This window comes from Paenibacillus sp. SEL3, assembly GCF_054602585.1.
Genome location: NZ_CM137725.1, coordinates 4,711,394 through 4,733,949, shown reverse-complemented (window position 1 = coordinate 4,733,949; position 22,556 = coordinate 4,711,394). Strand labels below are relative to the sequence as shown.

Below are 22,556 nucleotides of genomic sequence, written 5' to 3'. Positions count from 1 at the left end.
GTGTATGAGACGATTTTGGAAACAGCCTTTTTCTGTACACGTTACAAAGAATATTTATATGTCATAAGCTTATTCATCCACTCGCTTACCCAATATCGCCAAATCTCGCTCTATGCTGTCCAGCACAGCTACACGCGGATAGTACCCCCATTGCTCAAAACCAAACTTCCGTAGCAGCCCAATACTTGGCTCATTATGACCAAAAACAAATCCCAACAACGTGGTAATCCCCAGTCTCGGACATTCATTTAGCAAGTGCTGCACCAGTCGACTTCCTGTTCCGGTTCCACGAGAATCCTCATGGACGTATATGCTAATTTCTGCTGTACCGTTATAAGCTGGACGCCCATAAAAGGACTGAAGACTGGCCCATCCGGCAATTGTACCCTTTTGTTTTAAAACCCACAAAGGCCGGTGGTTTTCCTGATGAGCCTCAAACCATGGAATTCGACTTTCCACTGTCACCGGTTCCAGATCTGCCGTGACCATTCGTCCTGCGATCGTAGAATTATAAATGTCCACAATATCGGGAAGATCCTCTTTGCATGCAAATTCAATGGAAAAAGATTGGGCGTTATTCATTATTCGTATCCGCCTCCTATTGTGTGATTTATTTATTGTACAAGACAAGCGCCCGATCAGCCATATCGAGTTGTTTTGCGGATTAGTCCCAAAGGGTTTTATAATAGAGCTTGAAGAAAAACAAAAACGGAGTAAGCGATTTAACATGAAGAGACGGGAGGTATGTTTCGGAGTCAAGGATTCTGAAGCAGCTTAATATGAATATTGGAACTCAACTCTTGATTTTGGAAATACCTATGGAATCTTTTTTTGGAAAAACAACCATTTATCCTGTACTGCTCAAGGACGAGGATGGACTTACACTGATTGACACGGGAATGCTCGGCCAATTGGAGCCATTACGCAAGGCTATTTCAGATGTGGGTGAGGATATCAGCCGCCTGAAAAGAATTATTTTAACACATCAAGATATTGACCATATCGGAAATGTTCATGCACTGCTGGACTTGCTGCCGAATACTGCCCTGTTAGCCCATAAGGATGACGTCCCTTATATGACAGGAGAGCGACCATTTGTGAAGCTAACGCCGGAACGGATTAATCAGTTGGATACTACGCTCAAGCAACAAGCAGAGGATCTGATTCGCCGCCTGCCAGATTTGCGCTTTGCTCATATTCTTGAGGATGGTGAGCATCTACCCTATGGTGGAGGAATACAGATTATACATACACCCGGCCACACGCCCGGGCATATCAGCTTGTATGTGCCCGCACAAAAGCTGCTGTTGGCAGCAGATGAGTTGCTTGTAGTCGAAGGTGAACTGGTCGGTCCCGCTGAGTCGGCTACGCCGGATATGCCACTGGCCCTAAAGAGCCTCGATAAACTGACTGTATTGGATGTTGATAAGGTACTCTGCTACCATGGTGGTTACTATGATCAGAATGTACAGGCACGTCTGCAAACATTAAGTCAGGAAAGAGAATAAGTCATTCCGTGCTATAAATAATGATGTATGAAGAGCTATAATGAATAAATAGGCAGAAAGGAATGAGACTTTATGAATGAGAAAATAACCCGACTGTATGATGAACTGAAGTCACAGTCTTGGGACGGCCTGCTTGTGACCGATCCTAAACATATTTACTACCTGACGGGCTTTGCCAGTGATCCGCATGAGCGTTTTCTTGGTCTGGTGTTGCTTCGGGACCAAGAACCAGAACTGATCGTACCCGCCCTGGATGCAGAAGCCGCCCAAGCTGCTTCTTCTGTGACTCGTATATCCACCCACACCGATACGGACAATCCATATGATCTGCTTCGTCAACGCACAGGCACCGGTGTGAAAGCATTCGCACTGGAAAAGGAGCACGTCTCCGTCCTCCGTTACGAACAGCTACATACTGCCATTGGCGCGGCTCAATATGTGGACCTGGGTCCAGTGCTTCAAGAAATGCGTGTGAGAAAAACTCCTGAGGAAGTACAACGTCTGAAACATGCAGCTCGTTTGGTGGAAGATGCTCTTCGCCACGGCCTCACCCATGTACGCGAAGGGGTGACAGAAGTCGAGCTGGTGGCCGAAATCGAATACCAGATGAAAAAAATCGGTGCAGATGGCCCGTCTTTTGACACAACAGTGCTGTCTGGACCCAAAACAGCCTTGCCTCATGGTGTTCCGGGTACCCGCAAGCTGCAACACGGCGATCTGCTCATGTTTGATATGGGCGTATACTCCGATGGCTATGCTTCGGATATTACGCGTACTTTTGCTTTTGGAAAGCTATCGACTGAGCTCGAAACAATTTATAATACGGTTCTTCGCTCGAACGAAGCGGGAATTGCCGCCATTCGCCCGGGAGTTTCCTGCGCATCCGTAGATCAGGCAGCACGGGCTGTTGTTGAATCCGCTGGATATGGCCCTGCCTTTAACCATCGAGTTGGACACGGCCTTGGCATGAGTGTTCACGAATATCCATCTGTACACGGAGGCAATAGCGATCTGCTTCATGAAGGCTTCGTGTTCACAATCGAACCCGGCATCTATGTGCCAGGCCTCGGCGGTGTGCGGATTGAAGATGACGTTCTGGTCACCTCTGATGGTGTTGAAGTGCTTACCTCTTTTCCAAAAGAACTGACAGTGCTCGGATAAATCCATTTGCTATTCATTATATAAAAAGCAGAAAAAAGGAGGGGTAACCCCAAGCCATCATGGCTTTAGGGTTTGCCCCTCCTCTTCTATAAAGCGGAAATTGCGTGCAATGTACAAAATGGGTGTACCCGCCGCGGTCAGTACAAATTTTAAAATGTAGGTGGTGAATAATATCTCGATCCATATCCCCCACGCATAACCGTAAAAGGCAATAGTACAGAAAATGAGCGTATCTATAAACGAGCTGATCATCGTGCTGCCATTGCCGCGAATCCAGAGCTGATGACGTTCCGGGAAAAACTTGCGAATCCAGGCGTACAGACGCACGTCCAGCAATTGACTGACTGCATAGGCTGTCAAGCTGGCAAGCGCAAGCCTTGGCAACAATCCAAACAGCTGTTGCATCGGGGTCTGGGCAAAATCCGTTGCAGTTGGCTCGAATTGCAGCACCATTTGCATCGTGACCGTCGTCATAATCAGAGTGAAAAAGCCGAACCACACAGCTTTACGCGCCTCTTTAGGCCCATATTTTTCATTCAGCAAGTCGCTGGCCATATACATAGAAACATACATCGTATTTCCCAATGTCGTGGTAATGCCGACCAGATCAATCGTTTTGGTTACCTGAATGTTAGCTAGTACAGTAGCAACACCAATCCAGGCGTACAGCCCTTTTTTACCGAACAACCGAAAACATAACAAAAAGAACATAAAATTGACGAGGACAAAAGCTGCCCCCCATAACAGATTAAACATGAAATCCTCCTAGTTTTGATAGCGCGGGATGGTTGCGAACCGCGGTTCATCCGAAGAAAGCCGGAAAAACATTATTTTAATGTATCATAGATTAGGATTCGTGAACAGCTATAATTTACACTGTCCTAAGCCTAATATAAAGAGCCGACCTTAAGGTCAGCTCTGAGTATTGAGGTGCACAGTGCATGTGTTACATATGCGATAGATGCGATATGAGACTGTAGTTTACACCATCTTGTCTATCTTTTACTTAAGAGTGCGCCGTTGCATCCAAATCCATACCTTGATTGTTGAACACGTCTTGATCGTTCTCTTTGAGCACCTTGCCTGAAATGAGACCTGCGGTAATAGAATCATTGACATTTAGCGCTGTGCGTCCCATATCAATCAACGGTTCGACTGAGATGAGCAATCCTGCCAATGCCACTGGAAGATTCATGGTGGAAAGCACGATCAGGGAAGCGAAAGTGGCACCACCGCCTACACCCGCCACGCCGAACGAGCTGACCGTAACGACTAGAATAAGCGTGAGGATAAAATCCCAGCTCGTTGGATCAATACCCACGGTTGGAGCAATCATAACCGCCAGCATCGCCGGATAAATACCAGCACAGCCGTTTTGCCCAATAGTCGCTCCCAAGGTCGCAGACAGATTCGCGATGCCATCGGACACACCCAGTTTTTTCGTTTGCGTTTCAACATTTAACGGAATGGTCGCCGCACTGGAACGAGAAGTAAAAGCAAAAACCAGTGTAGGCAATACCTTTTTCACATACGTCACCGGATTATAGCCGAACAAGGCAAGCAAAATAAGATGAATGATAAACATGACCAACAAAGCCACATAAGAAGCGAGCACAAACTTGATTAGCTTCAAAATTTCATCTGGATTGGTCGTAGCTACTACTTTAGTGATCAGTGCTAAAATACCGTAAGGTGTCAATCTCAGCACCAGCGTTACAATCCGCATCACTACAGCGTACACTGCATCGATCACTTTACGGAAGGTTTGCGCCTGTTCCGGTTTTTTACGATCCAATCCGAGCACAGCCACCCCGATAAAAGCCGAGAAAATAACCACCGCCAGCGTCGACGTACGACGTGCTCCCGTCATATCCTCAAAAGGATTTGAAGGAATAAATTCCAGCACCTGCTGTGGAATGGTCATGTCCTGAACTGTTCCAAGGCGCTCTTCCATCTTCAAGCCCTGTGCTTGTTCCTTTTCTCCACCTTGAATCTCAATGGCCTTTAAATCAAATGACAGACTGGTTACAATACTCACTGAAGCAGCAATTGCCGTTGTAATCAGTAGTACTGCAATAATGGACACGCTGATTTTGCCAAGGTTCTGTCTTCCCTTCAAATTCATAATAGCCGAAATAATCGACACCATGATAAGCGGAATAACGACCATTTGCAGCAAACGGACATAACCATTACCTGCGAGGTTGAACCAATCAACTGATTTTGTAATGACCTCTGAGCCTGCCCCATAGGCATATTGTAGAATAGCCCCGTAGATCAGTCCGAAGCCAAGTGCGGCAAATACCCTTTTTGTAAAGGAGATGTGCTTTTTCTGCATCCAGACCAACACGCCGAGCAGTGCAAGCAGCACGATGACATTCAAAATAATAAAGAAGGTATCCATATATCATTTCCTCCAAACTTAAACGTAAGATGTTTTCTAAAGTGACCCTTCAATCCGAAGATTACTATATCACAAAGCCAACTATTTTTGTAGGTTTTATTGAAATAAAAATAATAAATCTGCTCCAGCCTTAGATTTATCAAAATGACAAACAGCAAGCCTTCGTAAGATGAAGGCTTGCTGTTTGTTATCCTGACACAACGACACGTATTCGATTTAGCTGCCGGGGCTCTTTTCCACAACCGAGTTCGGAGAAGCATTCATGCCAGATGTAGATACTACTTGCGAATGCTCATCTTTTTCATCCACAAAGCCCATAAAATACGTAATTACGCCAGCCGTAACAAACGAAATCAGTATACCCACAATACCGTACACAAGCGTGGGTTCAGAAAATAAAGGTAAGCTGAGCAGCCCAGCAGAGGTACCAATAGCAGTAAGCTCTGTTTCAAACAAACACATACAAGCCCCACCAACGGCTCCACCAATCATAACTGCTATTAACGGTTTTTTGAAACGGATATTGACACCATACATGGCCGGTTCAATGATTCCCAGCATGGCTAACAAACCTGTGGACGCAGCCAGCGTTTTGACTTTGGGATTTTTGGATTTAACACATACGCCAAATGTTGCGCCAGCCTGAGCGAAAGCCGCTGCAATGACCACGGGAAAAATATGGTCGTAACCCAATGTTGTAAGCGAGCTGATCATAATCGGTAGCATTATATATTGCATGCCTGCAATAATAAGCCAAGACATCGCACCTCCGAGCAACAGCCCTGTAAATATTCCTGCATTGTCAAACAACCAGCCTAGTCCATCCGATACATATTGGCCGAGATAACTCCACAGTGGTCCGAAAGCGAACACCATCAAAGGTATAGTGAGTATCAGTGTCAAAGTCGGGACAACCAATAATTTAAGTGAATAAGGGGTATACCTGTCTAACCATCTTTCGACACACGATGCTATCCAAACGACAACAAGTATGAGTACTATAGATGAAGCAGCTTGTGGGTCTATAACTGACAGACCGGCAAAACGTACCTCCTCACTTGACTGGAATAAACTTGTTAGTTGGGGATGGAATACGGATACTGCGATGGCTGCCGCAACAAATACATTGCTGCGCAGCCTTCTTGCCGCACTTGCCGCAACAAAAATAGGTAGAAAGTAATACACCCCATCGCTGATAGCCATTAAAATAGTATATACCTGCGGATCAGACAACAATAAACCGAAGGACATTAAAACTAATATAATTACCTTGATCATTCCTGCCCCAATCATTGCCGGCAAGATCGGAGTGAATACGCCTGATACATAATCTAATAGACGACTTATCGGATTTCCCCCTGTAGCAGTTCTGTTACTGCCGGAAGTTGGCTCTAGTTCATCTTCTCCTCTGACCTGCGAAATCATTTCTTTGGAAAGTAAATCCCCATTCATAACTACCTTTTCCCCTTTTATATGTATATTGAAGACCACTTTCGAACTTACCAAACCAAGCTTAGAAGAATATTGTCGTAAAAGCGGTATTCCTTATGCTACTTATATTACTTCTTTTTTACAATAGTTTTATAGAAGGAGTAATCTATTCGTTTTTATGCACCTGATAATTTACATCAAACTTACATCTAAACACCTAAGACCATAGTTATATATTTTTTGTTTGTTTTTGGGCAAATATGACTATTCAACCGCCTGTTAATTATGTAAAATAGGTCTAACCTACTTTTTAGTAAATCATGGATTACTTCCCTTTCACATTCTTGTTCCTTGAATACAGCTGAAATATACATAGAATCCGAACATTTTCAGTCTTTTCTTCAAGCAAGGAGAGGAAAACAAGTAGATCATGGCGTGTCTAGCATCTTATTGGACAAGCGGCCTACATCAAGCAGGGGAATTCGTCTGACTTTATTACCATCATGTGAGAGGAGAATTTTCATGAAGAGTTTTAATCGTTCCATTGGCGCGAAATTACGAATTATGTTTTTGCTGATTCAGCTCTTTGCATCCCTTTTGTTCAGCATCAGTTTCTATGCAATATCCATGAGTATCATTAATAACAGTGTCATGCCTCAGGTAGACCAATTGCTAGAAATTGGAGCTAAAAATGTATATCAGGATCTCAATATTTCCTTAGCTGTTCAGGCCGGGCAAGGAAGCGGTTCTGATTCCGGCTCCGCTATACAGATGGAATCCTATCTGCAGGACAAAGTCGATACCCTCAAATTAGAATCGGCATATATCGCGGTAGTGAAGGATGGTAAAGCCGAAGTCGTCGCACGGAATGTAAAATCAGTATACAAGGTCAAGGATGCACTCATTCCTGTAGAGGATGTAAAAAAAGCAAAACAAGGCGAGATGAATATCAGTGAAATTTATAGCGATTCGTACGGAGTACACAAAACCGCCTTCTTTGCTATATCGGGTAGTAATTTAGTTCTGGGCGTGAACGAAGATGTTGGATTCGTACAAGAAAAATCCCAACAAATTCTATGGATCTGCATAGGTATTACAGTGGCAACACTCCTGCTGGGCGGAATTATTTCTACCCTCGTGATACGTAAAGTTGTAAAACCGATTGCTGAATTGGTTCGTCATAGCGAAAAAATTGCTCAAGGTGATCTTTCACAAGAAGCGAAGGTTCATGGCGTCAATGAAATTGCGCAACTTGCCCGCAGCTTCCAATCGATGTCTCATAACTTAAAAGAAATGATCGGCCATGTGCTTTCTACATCCGGTGCGGTTGTTGGAGGATCGGACGAGCTGCTTCGTCGGACTGAGGCTATGAGTGTAAAAGTCCAGGATTCTACAGTTGCCGCAGAGGAAATAGCAAAGGGCAGTACCAGCATAGCTACAGCTGCTGCTGAAAATGCGCAGGCTATGGAGGAAATCGCTCAAGGTGTTCAGCACATCGCCTCCTCTGCCAATGATGTATCCGATCAAATCAGTGAAGCGACAAAAGAAACGGTTAACGGTACTACGCTCGCTCAAAAAGCTGTAGCTCAAATGTCACAGGTAGGACATGCTGCTGATGAATCGCTTCGATACATCCATAGTATGAATGAGCGCTCAGAAGCCATTGGCAGTATCGTTTCGGCTATTTTCGATATTACGAAGCAAATTCAAATGTTGTCCCTGAATGCCTCCATTGAAGCTGCTCGTGCGGGCGAACATGGACGGGGCTTCGCCGTAGTAGCCGGAGAAGTGCGCAAGCTTGCGGAGCAATCTAAAGAAGCCACACAAGAAATTTCCGACTATTTGGTTACCATTCAAGAAGTATCGCAACAATCTGTGGACTCTGTGACCCAGGTGAGCCGTGAAATTCATTCGGGAACGGAAATGGTTCAACAAGCGAGCTCAGCCTTTAACCAGCTAAGTGAGCTTATGCAAAAGATCAATGCTACGATTCAAACGGTATCTGCAGCAACGGAACAAGTATCCGCCAGCTCGGAAGAAGTATCTGCTTCCGTGGAAGAGACAGCTCTCATCGCTGCCAATGCACAGCATATGATTCAGGAAATCGGTTTAAATGCCGATGAGCAACTGAATGAAATGGAAAGCCACAGCGAGGTTGTTCGCCAATTAAGCAAACAAGCAACCGAGCTGCAAAAGGCTGTCCAAAAATTTAAAATTACGTAAGCCGATACCATAGAGGATTTTGCAAAATCCTGAATAAAAAGAGGTATCTCTCAGTCATGAAAATGGCTGTAGAGATACCTCTTTATTTTTAAGAGCGATTTAAATAATCATTTTATGAAGTTTATGAATTCATTCCCATCATACGATAAATTTGCTCCATATCTAAATGAGCCCGAACCACCTCTGCGACACGGTCAAACTCTCGTTCCTTGGCTTCACGTACAGTAAAAGTGCTTTCTAAAGGTGCCAAGCCCTTGGCTTGTCGCAATCCATCCAGCCAGCATCGGCGAAAACGGTCATTATCAAACACACCGTGCAAATAGGTTCCCCATACTTTACCGTCTGTCGTACCCCAGCCTTCCTCAAAAGCTGTTCCTTCGCCACGCCGGATATGGAATAACCTTTTCATTTCGCTTAGGTTTAAAGTTCTACCTGTAGGTGCGTATGGTTCCGTAACATACTCCGTAACGCCCATATGTATTTCATAACCTTCAATACTTGGCTTGGAGGCATAACCCGAATCAGGCGCAGTGCCAAGCAAAAGCGGACAATGATTAGACAGGGTTCCTTGTACGCGTACGGTTTGCTTTTCCTTCAAAAAGGTCGTGGACAGAGCCAGCCAACCTAACCCCTCTGCCTGCTGCGGCAACCCAGATTCGACGGCTTCGGAATCAGCTAGCGCTGTACCCAGCATCTGGTAACCTCCACAAATGCCAACTAGCTGTGTGCAGCCGGTATTCATAGCCTGCCGAATGTCTTTCTCCAGACCTCTCTCACGCAATTCCAACAGGTCTCCAATGGTGTCTTTGGTCCCCGGTAAGATAATGGCGTCCGGTACACCCAACTGTCCGGCTTCTGTGACATAACGAACACTCACATCCGGCTCTGCGGCCAGAGCATCCGTGTCCGTAAAATTGGAAATCCGTGGATATCGTATCACTGCAATATCCAGTTCTTTATCCTTTGCAGATTGCTTGGGCTTCTTATCCAGTACTACCGAATCCTCTGCTTCAATGCGAATGTCTGGTAGATAGGGCAATACACCGAGTACAGGAATGCCTGTCCGTTCCTCCAGCCAGTCTAATCCCGGTTGCAGCAGAGACAGATCACCTCTGAATTTGTTAATGATAAATCCGCGGATACGTTGTACTTCATGGGGTTCCAGCAACTCGATAGTTCCTACGAGAGAGGCAAAAACACCGCCCCGGTCGATATCTGAAATAAGCAACACTGGAGCATCCGCCCAACCTGCCAGATTCATATTTACGATATCGCGGTCCTTCAAATTAATCTCTGCCGGGCTGCCTGCCCCTTCCATAAGGACAATATCATAGGTATCGCGCAACCGATTCAGAGCATCCATAACGGTCTGTTTGGCTTTTGGCAAAAAATCCTTCCGGTAATCGGAGGCGCTCATATAGGCATAAGGTACACCGTGTACAACAATTTGTGAGTGCATATCTTTGACCGGCTTAATCAGAATCGGATTCATGTCGGTCGTGGCCTCAATACCGCAGGCCTCAGCCTGCACCCCCTGAGCGCGTCCAATTTCCTTGCCGTCTTCGGTAACATAAGAGTTTAACGCCATATTTTGCGACTTAAATGGTGCTGGACGATATCCGTCCTGCGTAAAAATACGGCAAAGCGCAGTCGTCACCACGCTTTTGCCCACATCCGACGCTGTTCCTTGAAGCATCAATACGGCTGCCGGGCTCGTGCAGGACGGTTCGAAAGTTGACAATTGCCTCTTCCCCTTTAACGAATTCATTTCAAATCTGGTCACAACCCGTACAAAATGACAATAAACAACAATAAAACAGTCTCCAGCAATTCGTTTAAAGTTCCGTATATATCTCCCGTAAGTCCACCCAAGCGGCGGTTAATACGGTTTGCCGTGAAGGTTCCAACACCGTAAGCCAAGAGCGGAATCAACACAAAACCTATCGAGATTGGAAGGCTTTCAGAATATGAAAGCAAGGTTTGTAAGCATGATCCTGCCAACGACAGATTCCCAGTATCCCTTGTTGCTGTAGCCAAACCTGCCAGAAGATATTGTCCTACGGCAGCACTCAGGGTCACTAATACAGCCCAGAATACGGCCAACCCTACGCGGCCACCACTCATATCAGCAAAACGCGCAGCCAGTCCATCATCATTACGGGCTTTAGGCCAGCGCTTCATCGCATGTACCATAAACCAGCGGCTCCAAACCATCGGAAGCAGCAGCAAGCCAGACACATTCCGTTCAACCAGCACCGTATATAGCAAAGAAGCCTTGAGCATGAGCAGCAACACACAAGCAATAACGCCCATTGCCCCTACACGGCTATCCTTCATAATCTCCAGCATCCGTTCACGGGATCGGTAGCTGAACAAGGCATCAGCCGCATCCATCCACCCGTCCAAATGCAATCCACCCGTCAACCAAACCCAGACAACAAGAGTAAGAATCGCACACGGCAACGGCGGCAGCACCATAGAAGCAAGCGCCGCAAAGCCCCAGACGATGATGCCAATGACCACTCCCACCAGCGGATAATAACTTGCACTGCGTTTAAGCAAATCCGGGGAAAAGTCTAGTTCAGCCTTCACCGGAAGACGCGTTAAAAATTGAAAAGCAGCAGCAACAGCCTGACGTTCGCGGCTCATAGCTTATATTCCAGCCGTTTGAGTTCTACGGGAATACCCGCCGTCACCAAAAATACTTCATCACAAAGACGGGCAATCCGCTGATTCATAACCCCACTCAAATCCCGATACAGCCGACCAAGCGGATATTCGGGCACAATGCCGTCACCAACCTCGTTGGTCACGATGACAAGCTGCCCCGGATACTGCTCCACAGCTGCCGTCAGTTCATTAATGGCAACTTTGGACGCAGCTTCGCCGTCCTCGCCTGCGGCCAGCAGCACGTTCGACAGCCACAGGGTCAGGCAGTCGACTAACACCATAGGCGCGGGTGATGGCTGCGACGCTTGATCGCCGCCAAGCCGTCGCAGCAGCTCCGGCAGCGCCTGCGCTTCCTCCAGCGTCTGCCAGTCGTACCCGGCAGACTCGCGCTGGACCCGATGAAGGGCGATGCGCTCCTTCATCTCCATGTCGTAGGCTTGCGCCGTTGCAATGTAGCAGGCGCCAGGCGCGCGCGACATGCATAATCGCTCGGCAAAGCCGCTTTTCCCGCTGCGTGCCCCGCCGGTCACGAGCGCTTTCATCGCTGCGCGGCTCCCTGACCGTCCGATACGCCTGCATCGGCAAAGGTCGCCATTTCGCGCATAATGCGGCACGCCGCATCAATCAGGTGCAAGCTAAGCGCACCACCTGTGCCCTCCCCGAGCCGCATGTCCAAATGAAGCATGGGCTCCAGCTTGAGCTCGCGGAGCACCGCCGCGTGCCCGCGCTCGTCCGAGGCGTGCGAAGCGAGCATGTACGCAGCGCTTGCAGGCGCAAGTGCACGCGCTGCGAGGGCAGCTGCGCCGGAAATAAAGCCGTCCAACACGACTGGACAGCGATGTGCGGCTGCGCCGAGGATGACTCCTGCCAAGGCGGCAATCTCCAGACCGCCGACCTTAGTGAGCACGTCGAGCGCATCATTTGCATCTGGCTGGTTCACGTCCAATGCGCGGCAGACAACCGCTATTTTGCGGGTAAGCCCAGCCATATTTACACCCGTTCCCCGGCCTACGATAACTTCCGGCTCTAGCCCGGTAAGAGCACATACGACCGCAGCGCTGGCTGTGGTATTCCCGATGCCCAGCTCTCCAGTAACGAATAGCCGTGTGCCACCTTTGACCGCTTCTATTACAGCTCCAGCTCCGGCCAAAATCGCCTGTTCCGCTTCCGTACGCAGCATCGCTGGCCCTTTAGCTATATTCGAAGTACCCATGCGTACCTTTCGGTCCACCAGATTCGCGTGAGCGACATCCGCATTCACGCCAACATCTACCACCTTGACATCTGCGCCCGCATGGCGTGCCAGCACATTAATTGCTGCGCCACCTGACAGCATGTTATACAGCATTTGCTGTGTAACCTCAGCCGGAAAGGCACTGACTCCCTCTTCACACACCCCGTGATCCGCAGCCATGACCATAACCGTTTTACGATCGAATTCAGGCTTATCCACTCCTGTAATTCCTGCTAGCTGAATGACCACACTTTCCAACTTTCCAAGACTTCCCGGTGGCTTTGTTAATTGGTCCAAATGGGCTGAAGCTGCCGAGGCCGCCACCCCATCCGGCTGGGCAATGCTATCGATCAGCTGACGCAGCTTGTCGTTCATACCTTCCACTCCCTGCTCTTTTTAAGTGTGTTTCATCGTTTATTTAATCTGCTGTATCCGAAGCGCTCCTGCGCAGCAAGAGCTGCGGCACACCGCTATCAGGATGCGGAAGCATCACAGGCTCAACACCGTATACTCGTCGAATCCGATCCTCAGTTAATAACTTCGATGAAGCTCCCAATCCTTCAACCATTCCATCCTTGAGTACAAGCAAATCTTCGCAAAATTGGGCTGTCAAGTTAAGATCATGCAAGACCGCAATGATCGTCACACCCGTTTCTTGGCGCCAATCTGCCAGCAGTTCCATAAATTCAAGCTGATAGCGCAAGTCCAGATAGGTCGTAGGCTCGTCCAGCAGCAATATTCGTGGCTCCTGCACCATTACTTTTGCCAAAGCTACACGCTGTCGCTGTCCCCCACTCAAACGGTCTAATGCTCTGTCCGCCAGCGTGGTAAGACCCAATCGCTCCAGCACGCGATCCGCGATCGCCTCCACATCAACACCCTTTTCCCTGCCTAGCCAGTCCTGATGGGGAAAACGTCCCATTTCTACGACTTCCCTGACGGTGTATCCCACGGGAGGAAGCCCTTCCTGTTGGAGTACGGCTATGAGTCGGGAAAGCTCTTTCCTGCTGTAGCTACCGACCTTTTTGCCATAGATATGAACGTTTCCCGAAGTTGGCTGATCTACACCGGAAAGCAAATGCAACAAGGTCGATTTTCCACTGCCGTTCGGACCAATAATCCCCCACCAAGTTCCTTCGTCGACGCTCCAGCTTATATTTTTTAAAGCATGGAACTCTCCATAGGCACGTGTCAGACCCACTACCTCTAATGCCCGATCACGCACCTTCTGTGATTCACTTTGTTCTGTCACAGCAGTCCCCCCCTGCGCAGCTTCTTGTTTCGGTACAGGAGATATGCGAAGAACGGTGCCCCAACAAAGGCCGTCATCACGCCCAGAGGAATTTCTGTGGGGGCTAACAATGTGCGAGCCGCCGTATCTGCCCAAGCCATAAAAACAGCTCCGCCGAGCGCAGATAATGGAACAATCATACGGTAATCAGGACCTGTCACCAGACGAATGATATGCGGTACAACGAGTCCAACAAAGCCAATCACGCCACACACCGAGACAGCGGCTGCTGTCAGCAGCGTGGAAATAATCAGAACAGATAGCTTCGTCGCATCTACATGAACTCCCATGTGCGCCGCCTGACGTTCACCCAAAGCCAAAATATTCAGCACACGTGCCCGGTTCCATAGAAATACCAGCCCTATGACCACATAAGGTAAAAGGATTCCTGTATATGACCAACCGCGCAGACTAAGACTTCCCATCGTCCAGTACAATATTTCATTGACCGTCTCCTTCGACATGGCTGTCAGAAAGGAAACAACCGCTCCCAGAAAGGATTGCATCACCACACCCGACAAAATGAGACTTTGTGTCGGAATTTTCCCACCTTCCCGTGCCAACGTCAGCACCATCCACAGCGTAAGCATTCCGGTCGTAAATGCCACTAGCGGCAGCGTCCATATGCCAACAAATGAAAATTGAAGGCCCCAATAAATCAGTACTGCCGCTCCTACCGAAGCCCCCGAGGATACCCCCAGTGTATACGGATCAGCCAAAGGATTACGCAGCACACCCTGAAATCCGGCTCCCGCCAGCGCCAGCGCTGCTCCTACCAACATTCCCAGTAACACTCGTGGCAATCTGACCTTCAAAATAATCTGCTCTGAGGATGTATTCCAATCCGGTGTAAACGTATCGCCTAACCACGGTAGGTGGTTAACCAGAATGCCCGTGATTTGGCTGACCGGAAGCTTGGCCGAGCCGATGCCAAGACAGAGCAGCAGCGTCAGCAACAGCAGGACAAGACCTGTCCCTCCAAAGCCGATCAGTTTACGGTTCATTTGAAAATTTCAGGATACACGCCCTTGGCCACTTCCTTGAGACCTTCCGTTACGCGTGGACCCGGACGACTGATCAAATTATCATCCACGGCAAATACCCGGTTGTGGCGAACAGCCGATATTTGATCCCATCCACTGCGAGCTTTAATGATATCACCGAGCGTCTGGCCCGTTTTGTCGTCCTTGACACTTTTGCTGTACAAAATCACGTCAGGGTTCGCAGCAATAATATTTTCCTCACTGATTTGGTACCACCCCTTCTGCGTGGCACCTACATTTTCGCCGCCCGCCAACGTAATCAGCTCGTCCATAAACTCGCCTTTACCCACTGTCCAGCCTGGTGAAAACTCGACGTATACCCGCAGCTTCTGCCCTTTACCGATATTTTTAATTCCTTCTTTTACTTCTGCTACATCTGCTCTCATCTTGTCAGTCACCGCTCTTGCTTCTCTCTGATGATCGGTGATTTTCCCATACAATTCGATGTTAGCCATGACATCTTCCACTGTCTTCGGTTCCGTTTTAAAAATCATAATTCCCATGTCGCGCAGCTTGGTCGTAGCCTGTTCACTAAGTGATATCCCTGCAAAAACGACTTCCGGGTTCGCAGCAATGATCGCCTCTTCGTTCGGTTTCATAATACCGCCCACTTTAGGCTTTTTCGTAGCTGCTTCCGGGTAATCAGAGTAGTCGGAGACGCCGACAATTTCCTTATCCAGCCCAATGGCGAACAACGCCTCGGTTTCTGCCGGGGAGACGGAAACGATTTTATCCGGCGCTTTTTTGAATGTAAATTCCTGTCCTGTTGCATCTTTAACTGTGAGCGGGTAAACCGTTTTGCCCGGAGGCTCTTGTGCGTTTACTGCCTGTCCCGGCTGCTGTGAAGAAGCCTGACCCTCTTTATTTTCTGCATTTTTTCCATTAGCGCCACATGCACTCAGCACAACTGCCAAAATCAGAGCCAATAGACCTGTTGTCCACACCTTTATTTTTTTTCCTGCCATGATTTGCACCCCTTCATAAATAAATCGTTAAGAGCGTTACTTGAACATCATCAGATATCTTCTAAATCTAGCCTTCTTTTCCTATCAAAAACCCCCGCATCCTCATATCAGGACACAGGGGTCACGTTAGCGCAGATCGTGCGCAGGCGGCAGCTTCTTTCCGCATGGACAGTCACTGCGAACACGTCATCCTTTCCTCGAAGGATTATGGTGACAGGCGGACGGGCAGGTATCCTGACTTATGGTAAAATACATGTCCTGAAATTCTTTCATATGCTTAGTAACATATAAAGAGGACTAACGGGCATGTTTCCATTTACAGTGGCGGGACCGCGCCGGATTCACACCGACTTCCCTTTTAACAGCGCAGGGAGGGAAACCATAGTTTCATCACGCTGCGCCGACCTCGTCTGCTGGATATTTGATGTAGTGGTAGTCAAGCCGTTCTTTTACTTGATGATTATAGGTTAAAATGAGGCGGCTTACAACCCAAACAGCCTCTTTATCCGCTGGTGTCTAACCTAATGAGGAAGCATTTCCGCTATGTAATTGTGCGGTCCTGCCAGCCTCAATTGAATCCTTAATGCTTCTCCCGGCTTCGGATTCAGACTCCAAAAATCATGGCCCGGTATCAGCATGCAAGCTAGCTGACGAATTACGCCACCATGCGTAACGACCAAAACAGAGGGCGACGTAGCAGTCAAATCCATGGGTTGAACTTCCATAGCAACACGCCATTCATACAGAGAGTCAAGAAATTTGCGCAGACGATTTACAAAATCTGTCCAAGACTCTCCACCAGGTGGGGTGATCCGTTGCGGCTCATCAATCCAAGCCCGATACAACGACACATCCTTGAGCATGTCATACGTTTTTCCATCCCACTCGCCAAAATGAAGCTCTCGCAGACATGGTTCCATCATAGGAGGCATAGTAGATAGGGAACGCCCAGACGTCAACTCTGATTCCGGCACAATGATCTGCAAGGTCTGGCGACATCGCATTAAGTCGCTGCAATAGATTCGAGCAAAGGACTGACCTTGCAATTTTTCCTGCAAAGGCTTTAATTCCTGCTCTGCCCCCGGTAGCAAACCTAAGTCGGAGTGTCCCAGATATCGACGTTCCTTGTTCCATAAGGTTGTGCCGTGACGAACTAACACGAGCTCCATATCCCAATGCAGATCTTCTTTAGCATCATACGGCACCTTATCCTCCTGTGAGTTCGGTCTTTGTGCGTATTCTACTGTCCTTTTTGCTGCTATATCTTGTTTCAAGAAATGTCACTTCCTGCTCGATCATTATTCAGCGTGTCACTCCTCACCCTCACCGCACCCATCCCAAGGCAAAACAACCTGCGGCTCCTAACAAACACAATCCTACAAACATACTGGACACGGCGAACATCAGCTGGATCGTATGCCGTATATCTTTCGACTCTAGCGGTCGTATCCAATCCCCCATGTATGCACGAAAGGAGCGCACGCCATGATACACATTATATCCTCCAAGACGAATCCCCAATGCACCAGCAACAGCCGATTCCGGGAAGCCACTGTTCGGACTTGGGTGCAGACGAGCGTCTCGCTTGACTGTGCGCCAGCTTCTTGCAGCATCTCGTTTGTACATCCACGCCGCTATCACAAGCATTGCCGCTGTCAGGCGTGCTGGAATGTAGTTAGCCACATCATCTAGACGTGCTGAAGCCCAGCCTAAATGCAGATACTCTTCATTTTTGTACCCAACCATGGAATCGAGCGTATTCACAGCACGATAAGCCAGCGCCAAGGGTGCTCCCCCGATCAAGGCATAAAAAAGCGGGGAAATAATCGCGTCCACGATATTTTCAGCGACCGTTTCAACCGTACCGCGTACAATCTCAGGCTTATCAAGTTGCTGCGTATCCCGCCCGACTATCATGCCCAGCTCCCGCCGTGCCACAGCCAGGTCATCCGCCTGCAACGCTCGGTAGACTGCCATTCCTGCATCCTTTAGTCCTTTGGAAGCAATCGTGGTCGCAATCAGCACTATTTCTGCGCCGACAGATAACCACGGATGAATCCAGGCAAGCAATTGCAACAGCGCCCAGGCGAGCGCAAAGGAGCCTCCCGCCACAATGAGTGGAAGCAGTATACCTGCACGTTTCAGCCCTCGGTCACTTCGGACCTGGCAGCGAATCACTTTTTCCAATGCTGAAATGGCATGTCCCATACCGATGACTGGATGCGGCAACCACCTCGGGTCACCGATCAGCCTGTCCAATAGATAGGCTGCCAGGATAATCAAGCTAACTGTCACGCCGCTCCTCCTCCTCCAGCACTTCACCCAATACAGATAGCAGCCTGTTATTGGCTTCTGCATCCTTGACTGCAATCCGAAAATGGCTCGTCGTCAGTCCCGGATACATAGCACAGCTACGTATAAGGATTCCGCGTTGTCCAAGCGCCTGCTGAATAGCTGATGCGCTCCACGTACCCGGCGCCCTTGCCAGCACGTAATTGGCTTCGCCGGGAACGACACCGCAGCCCCATTCCGCCAAGCCGGTCAACAGACGGTTGCGCTCCGCAGCAATCAGCTCCTGTGTTCGGCGCTCATATGCTTGCCCACTTTTCAGACATGCCTCCCCAGCCAGCAACGCTAACCCATTCACACTCCAGGTCACCTGTTTGGCCGTCATTCGCCGGATATAGTCCGGATGAGCAATCGCATAACCCAATCGTAGGCCAGGAATGGCATAAAATTTGGTCATTGACCGGATCAAAATCACATGAGGATAGCGATCCAGCACAGGCAGCAGTGAGATTCGCCGTTCCAGCGGAATAAAATCAATGAATGCTTCATCCACCACCAGCACAGTACCCGTTGTGCCAGCCGCCTCTGCCAGCTCGCACAGCTCCTGCTCACTATATTGGACGCCATTTGGATTATTCGGCTGCCCGAGGAACAAAACATCTACCTGCTCCATGAGCTGAAGGATGTCCTCCACGTCCGCCTTCCATTGAAGCGAGGCCTTCCCATACACCCGGTTGACCTCGGCTCCGAATTTGCCAGCCAGCTCGGCATATTCCGAAAAACACGGCTCCACTGTACCCACACGCTTAGGAGCTAGTCCCAATAACAAGAGCGCCATGCTCTCAGCCGCTCCGTTTCCGATACTTAACGACTCCGGTGGAACATGCAGTCGCCGTGCGAGCATATTTTTAAAATTCCGATGCCCAGGGTCTGGATAGCGAATCACAGTGTCAAATGAGTGTTGCAGCGCCTCAAGCACCTCAGGCGGTGGACCAAGCGGATTAATATTTGCACTAAAATCTACAAAATCAGCAGCAGTCCCGCCAAATGTCGCCGCAGCTGTTTCCCTGTCCCCGCCATGACCGTAAACCTCTATCATTGCCTCTCATCCTTTCCGCCCGTTTCCAATCATTTAGCTCCATTATGAGGCTGCTTTTTGCGTCCCGTCAATGCAAATGAGCTTTTGTACATGGCTCACTTGGGTTACAATAGAAGGAGGCACACATAAAATTACACAGTTTATATACGGAGGAATGGACATGCTGTTCATCGACAACCAGGGGATACACGATCCAGCCATTAATCTTGCTATTGAGGAATACGCGCTCAAGCATCTACCGCTGGACGACAGCTATTTGCTGTTTTACATTAATCAGCCTTCTATTATTATAGGCAAGCATCAAAATACCATTGAAGAAATCAACGCCGAGTTTGTCAGAGATAACAATATTCAAGTCGTTCGTCGCCTGTCCGGCGGCGGTGCTGTATATCATGACCTCGGTAATTTAAATTTCAGTTTTATTACCAAGGATAACGGGGAGTCCTTTCATAATTTCCTTAAATTTACGCAACCTGTGATTGATGCTCTGCGCCAAATGGGAGTAGAAGCTGAAATGACAGGCCGCAACGATCTGCAGGTCGGAGAACGTAAAATTTCAGGAAACGCCCAATTTGCCACACGCGGACGTATGTTCAGCCACGGTACATTGATGTTTAACCTGAATCTGGACAATGTGGCTGCATCACTGCATGCCAATCCCGAAAAATTCAAATCCAAAAGCACTAAATCTGTCCGCAGTCGCGTAGCTAACATCAGCGAACTGATGGACCGTGAGATGACCATAGAGCAATTTCGCGAGGAACTGTTGCGTTTCATATTCGGATCAGAATTGGATCAAGTACCTCAATATAAGCTCACCGATACCGATTGGGCCAAAATCCATGAAATATCCAAAGAACGCTACCAATCGTGGGATTGGAACTACGGTCTATCCCCCGAGAGCAATATCAAGCACACACGTAAATTTCCAGTCGGTATTATTGATATCCGCATGGATCTTAAGGAAGGCTACCTCCGTGATATTAAAATCTATGGGGATTTCTTCGGTGTGGGTGACGTTGCTGATATTGAAAATATCCTGCGCGGCAAGCGTTATGATGAAGGTGAGGTACGTCAAGCCTTATCCTCTCTCGATTTGAAGCACTATTTTGGTAATATTGAGTTGGACGATTTTGTTGGACTTGTATTTTTGGAAGACTAACCGTTACTTTTTCCCATCGTTTCAAACCAATACTTCAGTGGTTATAAGGGGACAGGCTCTTATAAGAGCCGTCCCCTTTTCATTGCGATATTGTCATTTTGAATATTATAAGATACAATTTTAGCATTGCCCCATGATAGAGATAAAGGAGAGAATACCGATATGTATAAATTAATTGCCATTGATATTGATGATACACTCATTAACGACCAAAAAGAAGTTACACCAGCGACACAACAGGCATTAGAAGCTGCTGTAGCGAAAGGTGTGGTGGTTACCCTCGCTACTGGACGAGCTTATGCCTCTGCACACAAAATTGCTCGCCAGACTGGTTTGAACGTGCCGATCATTACGTATCAAGGAGCTTTGGTTAAAAACCTGCTGGACGAAAACGTGCTGTATGAGCGTTATGTTCCACTCGTGGCTGCACGTCGTCTGTATGAATTCTGCGTGGAACGCAATCTGCATCTACAAACGTATATTGATGACAAATTGTACACACGTGAAGATAATCAGAAAATCAAAGATTACACGGAGCTGAACAACACGGAATATTTTGTAGAGCCTGTATTCAGTAAAGTTATAGAGCAGCCGGCTCCTAAATTGCTGATTATCGACGAGCCGGAAGTGTTGGATGAATTAATTCCTGAACTTCGCGTACTGCTTGGCAATGAAGTTCACATTACAAAATCCAAGCCTCACTTTCTGGAAATTATGCACCATGAAGGCACCAAGGGTCACGCGCTTACCTTCCTTGCAAACCATTTTGGCTGTGAACTGTCGGAAACGATTGCCATCGGCGACTCTTGGAACGACCATGAAATGCTTGAATGCGCTGGTCTCGGCATAGCGATGGAGAATGCCATTCCTGATTTGAAGAAGCTGGCTGATTACATCACTCGCAGCAATAACGAAGATGGTGTTAAGCACGCCATCGACAAATTCGTACTCAATGTTGAATAAGCAAAAAGTGCCTGCTCCCATAATTCTTAAATAAAGTAATACAACAACAAAGCCTCCAAACTGTCGCATGATCAGTAACATACGACAGTTTGGAGGCCTTTTCTGTCAGATCATATAATAACCTGACCGCTATAAAATATCAGGCAGCAGAACGTAACTTACGCCTGTTCACCAAACGGATAATTCCATTGTTCATAAGGATTAGTCCGGTCACAATGAGCAGCACCCCAACCAGCATCCACCAGCTTACATGCTCTCCATACAACAACGCTCCCAAGCCCACCGCAATCGGCGGTGATATATACAGCCACGTCGTCGGAAACAGGGGATTTGTACGCTCCATGAGCCAGTAGAACAGTGTATGTGCAATCATCGAACCAAACAGGATCAGATAGAGTAAAGACCCCATGGCAGGAAGGTACTGCCACCCCTCAGAACTCCACGGTTCCGTGATCGCAGACAGTAACAGCAGCATCCATCCCCCATGGATCATTTGCGCCGCATTCAGGGCAATCGGGTTCGTTTCACGAAATACATCCATCACTCGCTTGGAATAAAGAGCTCCCCCTGAATAACACAGCTCCCCCAGCAAAATAACAAGGCATCCCGCCAGCCACAGACCACTGATCTGAACCGCCAATCCGGGCAGCACAACCAGCACCACACCAAGAAAGCTGATCATGCAGCCAACGACCGTAATCCGTGACGTTTTTTGCCGTAGCAGTACAGATTGCAAAATGACGATCATCATCGGCCCGGTAGCTGACAGAATAGCTCCGATCCCGGAGCTGACATATTGCTCTGCCCAATACAAGGCCGAAAAGGTACCGAAGGTCGTTCCTGCTCCAATCAGCAACATTTCCTTACGCCATAATAACGACCATTTCACCTTTCCGGTCAGCTTCATAGCAATAAATAATATCGCACCTGCGGCGAAAAAACGTACCCCTGCCGATAAAAACGGCGGAAGCCCGGCTTCCACTCCCACTTTTATGGCCAAAAACGTTGTGCCAAAAATAAGACACATTACTGTAAACGCGATCCCAATCATGATACGTCCCTCTCCCTTCAGTTGCTTTTAAGCATACAGGGAGACGAACAGAACAGTTGTAT

General features: G+C 48.1%; 20 protein-coding genes and 1 riboswitch. Of the genes, 5 read left to right on the top strand and 15 right to left on the bottom strand.

From position 1 onward, the window contains the following. Positions 1-69: 69 nt before the first annotated feature. Positions 70-582: an N-acetyltransferase family protein gene (locus ACYCS5_RS21800; protein WP_459760105.1), complete on the bottom strand. Its 513-nt coding sequence runs from the start codon at positions 580-582 to the stop codon at positions 70-72. A gap of 197 nt (positions 583-779) precedes the next feature. On the opposite strand from ACYCS5_RS21800, the gene ACYCS5_RS21795 reads away from it, so the two are divergent. Both ACYCS5_RS21795 and ACYCS5_RS21790 read left to right on the top strand, forming a co-directional pair. Further along, a complete protein-coding gene (locus ACYCS5_RS21795) occupies positions 780-1,508 on the top strand; it encodes an MBL fold metallo-hydrolase (RefSeq protein WP_069012553.1) in 729 nt (242 codons plus the stop codon). A gap of 72 nt (positions 1,509-1,580) precedes the next feature. Beyond that, a complete protein-coding gene (locus tag ACYCS5_RS21790; protein WP_069012552.1) occupies positions 1,581-2,669 on the top strand; it encodes a M24 family metallopeptidase in 1,089 nt (362 codons plus the stop codon). Positions 2,670-2,726: 57 nt separating this feature from the next. On the opposite strand, the gene ACYCS5_RS21785 is transcribed toward ACYCS5_RS21790, so the two are convergent. The 3 genes from ACYCS5_RS21785 to ACYCS5_RS21775 all read right to left on the bottom strand — a co-directional run bounded on the left by ACYCS5_RS21785 (position 2,727) and on the right by ACYCS5_RS21775 (position 6,525). Beyond that, the gene (locus ACYCS5_RS21785; protein WP_029516399.1) at positions 2,727-3,425 is read right to left on the bottom strand and encodes a queuosine precursor transporter; all 699 of its coding nucleotides are present in this window, start codon (positions 3,423-3,425) and stop codon (positions 2,727-2,729) included. 250 nt (positions 3,426-3,675) lie between these two features. Then, positions 3,676-5,073: an L-cystine transporter gene (locus ACYCS5_RS21780; protein WP_029516398.1), complete on the bottom strand. Its 1,398-nt coding sequence runs from the start codon at positions 5,071-5,073 to the stop codon at positions 3,676-3,678. A 216-nt stretch (positions 5,074-5,289) separates the two neighbouring features. Beyond that, on the bottom strand, positions 5,290-6,525 hold the full coding sequence (locus ACYCS5_RS21775) for a PTS transporter subunit EIIC (RefSeq protein ID WP_459760104.1): 1,236 nt from the start codon (positions 6,523-6,525) through the stop codon (positions 5,290-5,292). Positions 6,526-7,026: 501 nt separating this feature from the next. Here ACYCS5_RS21775 and ACYCS5_RS21770 point away from each other — a divergent pair. Next, positions 7,027-8,727 carry a methyl-accepting chemotaxis protein gene (locus tag ACYCS5_RS21770; RefSeq protein WP_318626855.1) on the top strand — a complete coding sequence of 567 codons (1,701 nt, stop codon included), beginning with the start codon at positions 7,027-7,029 and terminating at the stop codon, positions 8,725-8,727. 121 nt (positions 8,728-8,848) lie between these two features. On the opposite strand, the gene ACYCS5_RS21765 is transcribed toward ACYCS5_RS21770, so the two are convergent. The 10 genes from ACYCS5_RS21765 to cobD form a co-directional block, all read right to left on the bottom strand. Then, the gene (locus tag ACYCS5_RS21765) at positions 8,849-10,468 is read right to left on the bottom strand and encodes a cobyric acid synthase (RefSeq protein WP_459760103.1); all 1,620 of its coding nucleotides are present in this window, start codon (positions 10,466-10,468) and stop codon (positions 8,849-8,851) included. A gap of 38 nt (positions 10,469-10,506) precedes the next feature. Next, the gene (gene cobS / locus ACYCS5_RS21760; protein ID WP_341039096.1) at positions 10,507-11,376 is read right to left on the bottom strand and encodes an adenosylcobinamide-GDP ribazoletransferase; all 870 of its coding nucleotides are present in this window, start codon (positions 11,374-11,376) and stop codon (positions 10,507-10,509) included. Next, positions 11,373-11,939 carry a bifunctional adenosylcobinamide kinase/adenosylcobinamide-phosphate guanylyltransferase gene (gene cobU, locus ACYCS5_RS21755; RefSeq protein WP_069012672.1) on the bottom strand — a complete coding sequence of 189 codons (567 nt, stop codon included), beginning with the start codon at positions 11,937-11,939 and terminating at the stop codon, positions 11,373-11,375. Before cobU ends, cobS begins: the two co-directional genes overlap by 4 nt. Then, complete coding sequence (cobT, locus tag ACYCS5_RS21750) at positions 11,936-13,006, bottom strand: nicotinate-nucleotide--dimethylbenzimidazole phosphoribosyltransferase (protein WP_029516392.1); 1,071 nt, start codon at positions 13,004-13,006, stop codon at positions 11,936-11,938. Before cobT ends, cobU begins: the two co-directional genes overlap by 4 nt. 43 nt (positions 13,007-13,049) lie before the next feature. Next, positions 13,050-13,883, bottom strand: a complete 834-nt coding sequence (locus ACYCS5_RS21745) for an ABC transporter ATP-binding protein (RefSeq protein WP_029516391.1) — start codon at positions 13,881-13,883, stop codon at positions 13,050-13,052. Continuing rightward, positions 13,880-14,926, bottom strand: a complete 1,047-nt coding sequence (locus ACYCS5_RS21740; RefSeq protein ID WP_029516390.1) for a FecCD family ABC transporter permease — start codon at positions 14,924-14,926, stop codon at positions 13,880-13,882. Before ACYCS5_RS21740 ends, ACYCS5_RS21745 begins: the two co-directional genes overlap by 4 nt. Continuing rightward, positions 14,923-15,930: an ABC transporter substrate-binding protein gene (locus tag ACYCS5_RS21735; RefSeq protein WP_029516389.1), complete on the bottom strand. Its 1,008-nt coding sequence runs from the start codon at positions 15,928-15,930 to the stop codon at positions 14,923-14,925. Before ACYCS5_RS21735 ends, ACYCS5_RS21740 begins: the two co-directional genes overlap by 4 nt. Before the next feature lie 207 nt (positions 15,931-16,137). Further along, a riboswitch (cobalamin riboswitch) is annotated at positions 16,138-16,329 on the bottom strand. 122 nt (positions 16,330-16,451) lie between these two features. Then, entirely contained in the window at positions 16,452-17,204 is a 753-nt protein-coding gene (locus ACYCS5_RS21730; RefSeq protein ID WP_029516388.1) for a histidine phosphatase family protein, read from the bottom strand. A 49-nt stretch (positions 17,205-17,253) separates the two neighbouring features. Further along, the gene (cbiB, locus tag ACYCS5_RS21725) at positions 17,254-18,225 is read right to left on the bottom strand and encodes an adenosylcobinamide-phosphate synthase CbiB (protein ID WP_459760102.1); all 972 of its coding nucleotides are present in this window, start codon (positions 18,223-18,225) and stop codon (positions 17,254-17,256) included. Then, on the bottom strand, positions 18,215-19,318 hold the full coding sequence (gene cobD, locus ACYCS5_RS21720) for a threonine-phosphate decarboxylase CobD (protein WP_029516386.1): 1,104 nt from the start codon (positions 19,316-19,318) through the stop codon (positions 18,215-18,217). The genes cbiB and cobD overlap by 11 nt, the downstream gene beginning before the upstream one ends. Before the next feature lie 160 nt (positions 19,319-19,478). On the opposite strand from cobD, the gene ACYCS5_RS21715 reads away from it, so the two are divergent. Then, entirely contained in the window at positions 19,479-20,480 is a 1,002-nt protein-coding gene (locus ACYCS5_RS21715) for a lipoate--protein ligase (RefSeq protein WP_340954799.1), read from the top strand. A gap of 162 nt (positions 20,481-20,642) precedes the next feature. Next, positions 20,643-21,443, top strand: a complete 801-nt coding sequence (locus ACYCS5_RS21710) for a Cof-type HAD-IIB family hydrolase (protein WP_029516384.1) — start codon at positions 20,643-20,645, stop codon at positions 21,441-21,443. Between the two features lie 139 nt (positions 21,444-21,582). Here ACYCS5_RS21710 and ACYCS5_RS21705 read toward each other — a convergent pair whose 3' ends face one another. Further along, positions 21,583-22,494, bottom strand: a complete 912-nt coding sequence (locus ACYCS5_RS21705; RefSeq protein ID WP_029516383.1) for a DMT family transporter — start codon at positions 22,492-22,494, stop codon at positions 21,583-21,585. Positions 22,495-22,556 lie beyond the last annotated feature (62 nt).

Coding starts and splice junctions, on each gene's coding strand:
- ACYCS5_RS21775 (WP_459760104.1), bottom strand. CDS start 6,525: ATGAATGGGGATTTACTTTCCAAAGAAATGATTTCGCAGGTCAGAGGA.
- ACYCS5_RS21800 (WP_459760105.1), bottom strand. CDS start 582: ATGAATAACGCCCAATCTTTTTCCATTGAATTTGCATGCAAAGAGGAT.
- ACYCS5_RS21710 (WP_029516384.1), top strand. CDS start 20,643: ATGTATAAATTAATTGCCATTGATATTGATGATACACTCATTAACGAC.
- ACYCS5_RS21705 (WP_029516383.1), bottom strand. CDS start 22,494: ATGATTGGGATCGCGTTTACAGTAATGTGTCTTATTTTTGGCACAACG.
- ACYCS5_RS21770 (WP_318626855.1), top strand. CDS start 7,027: ATGAAGAGTTTTAATCGTTCCATTGGCGCGAAATTACGAATTATGTTT.
- cobD (WP_029516386.1), bottom strand. CDS start 19,318: ATGATAGAGGTTTACGGTCATGGCGGGGACAGGGAAACAGCTGCGGCG.
- ACYCS5_RS21740 (WP_029516390.1), bottom strand. CDS start 14,926: ATGAACCGTAAACTGATCGGCTTTGGAGGGACAGGTCTTGTCCTGCTG.
- ACYCS5_RS21785 (WP_029516399.1), bottom strand. CDS start 3,425: ATGTTTAATCTGTTATGGGGGGCAGCTTTTGTCCTCGTCAATTTTATG.
- cobU (WP_069012672.1), bottom strand. CDS start 11,939: ATGAAAGCGCTCGTGACCGGCGGGGCACGCAGCGGGAAAAGCGGCTTT.
- ACYCS5_RS21715 (WP_340954799.1), top strand. CDS start 19,479: ATGCTGTTCATCGACAACCAGGGGATACACGATCCAGCCATTAATCTT.
- ACYCS5_RS21735 (WP_029516389.1), bottom strand. CDS start 15,930: ATGGCAGGAAAAAAAATAAAGGTGTGGACAACAGGTCTATTGGCTCTG.
- ACYCS5_RS21795 (WP_069012553.1), top strand. CDS start 780: ATGAATATTGGAACTCAACTCTTGATTTTGGAAATACCTATGGAATCT.
- cobT (WP_029516392.1), bottom strand. CDS start 13,006: ATGAACGACAAGCTGCGTCAGCTGATCGATAGCATTGCCCAGCCGGAT.
- ACYCS5_RS21790 (WP_069012552.1), top strand. CDS start 1,581: ATGAATGAGAAAATAACCCGACTGTATGATGAACTGAAGTCACAGTCT.
- cobS (WP_341039096.1), bottom strand. CDS start 11,376: ATGAGCCGCGAACGTCAGGCTGTTGCTGCTGCTTTTCAATTTTTAACG.
- ACYCS5_RS21780 (WP_029516398.1), bottom strand. CDS start 5,073: ATGGATACCTTCTTTATTATTTTGAATGTCATCGTGCTGCTTGCACTG.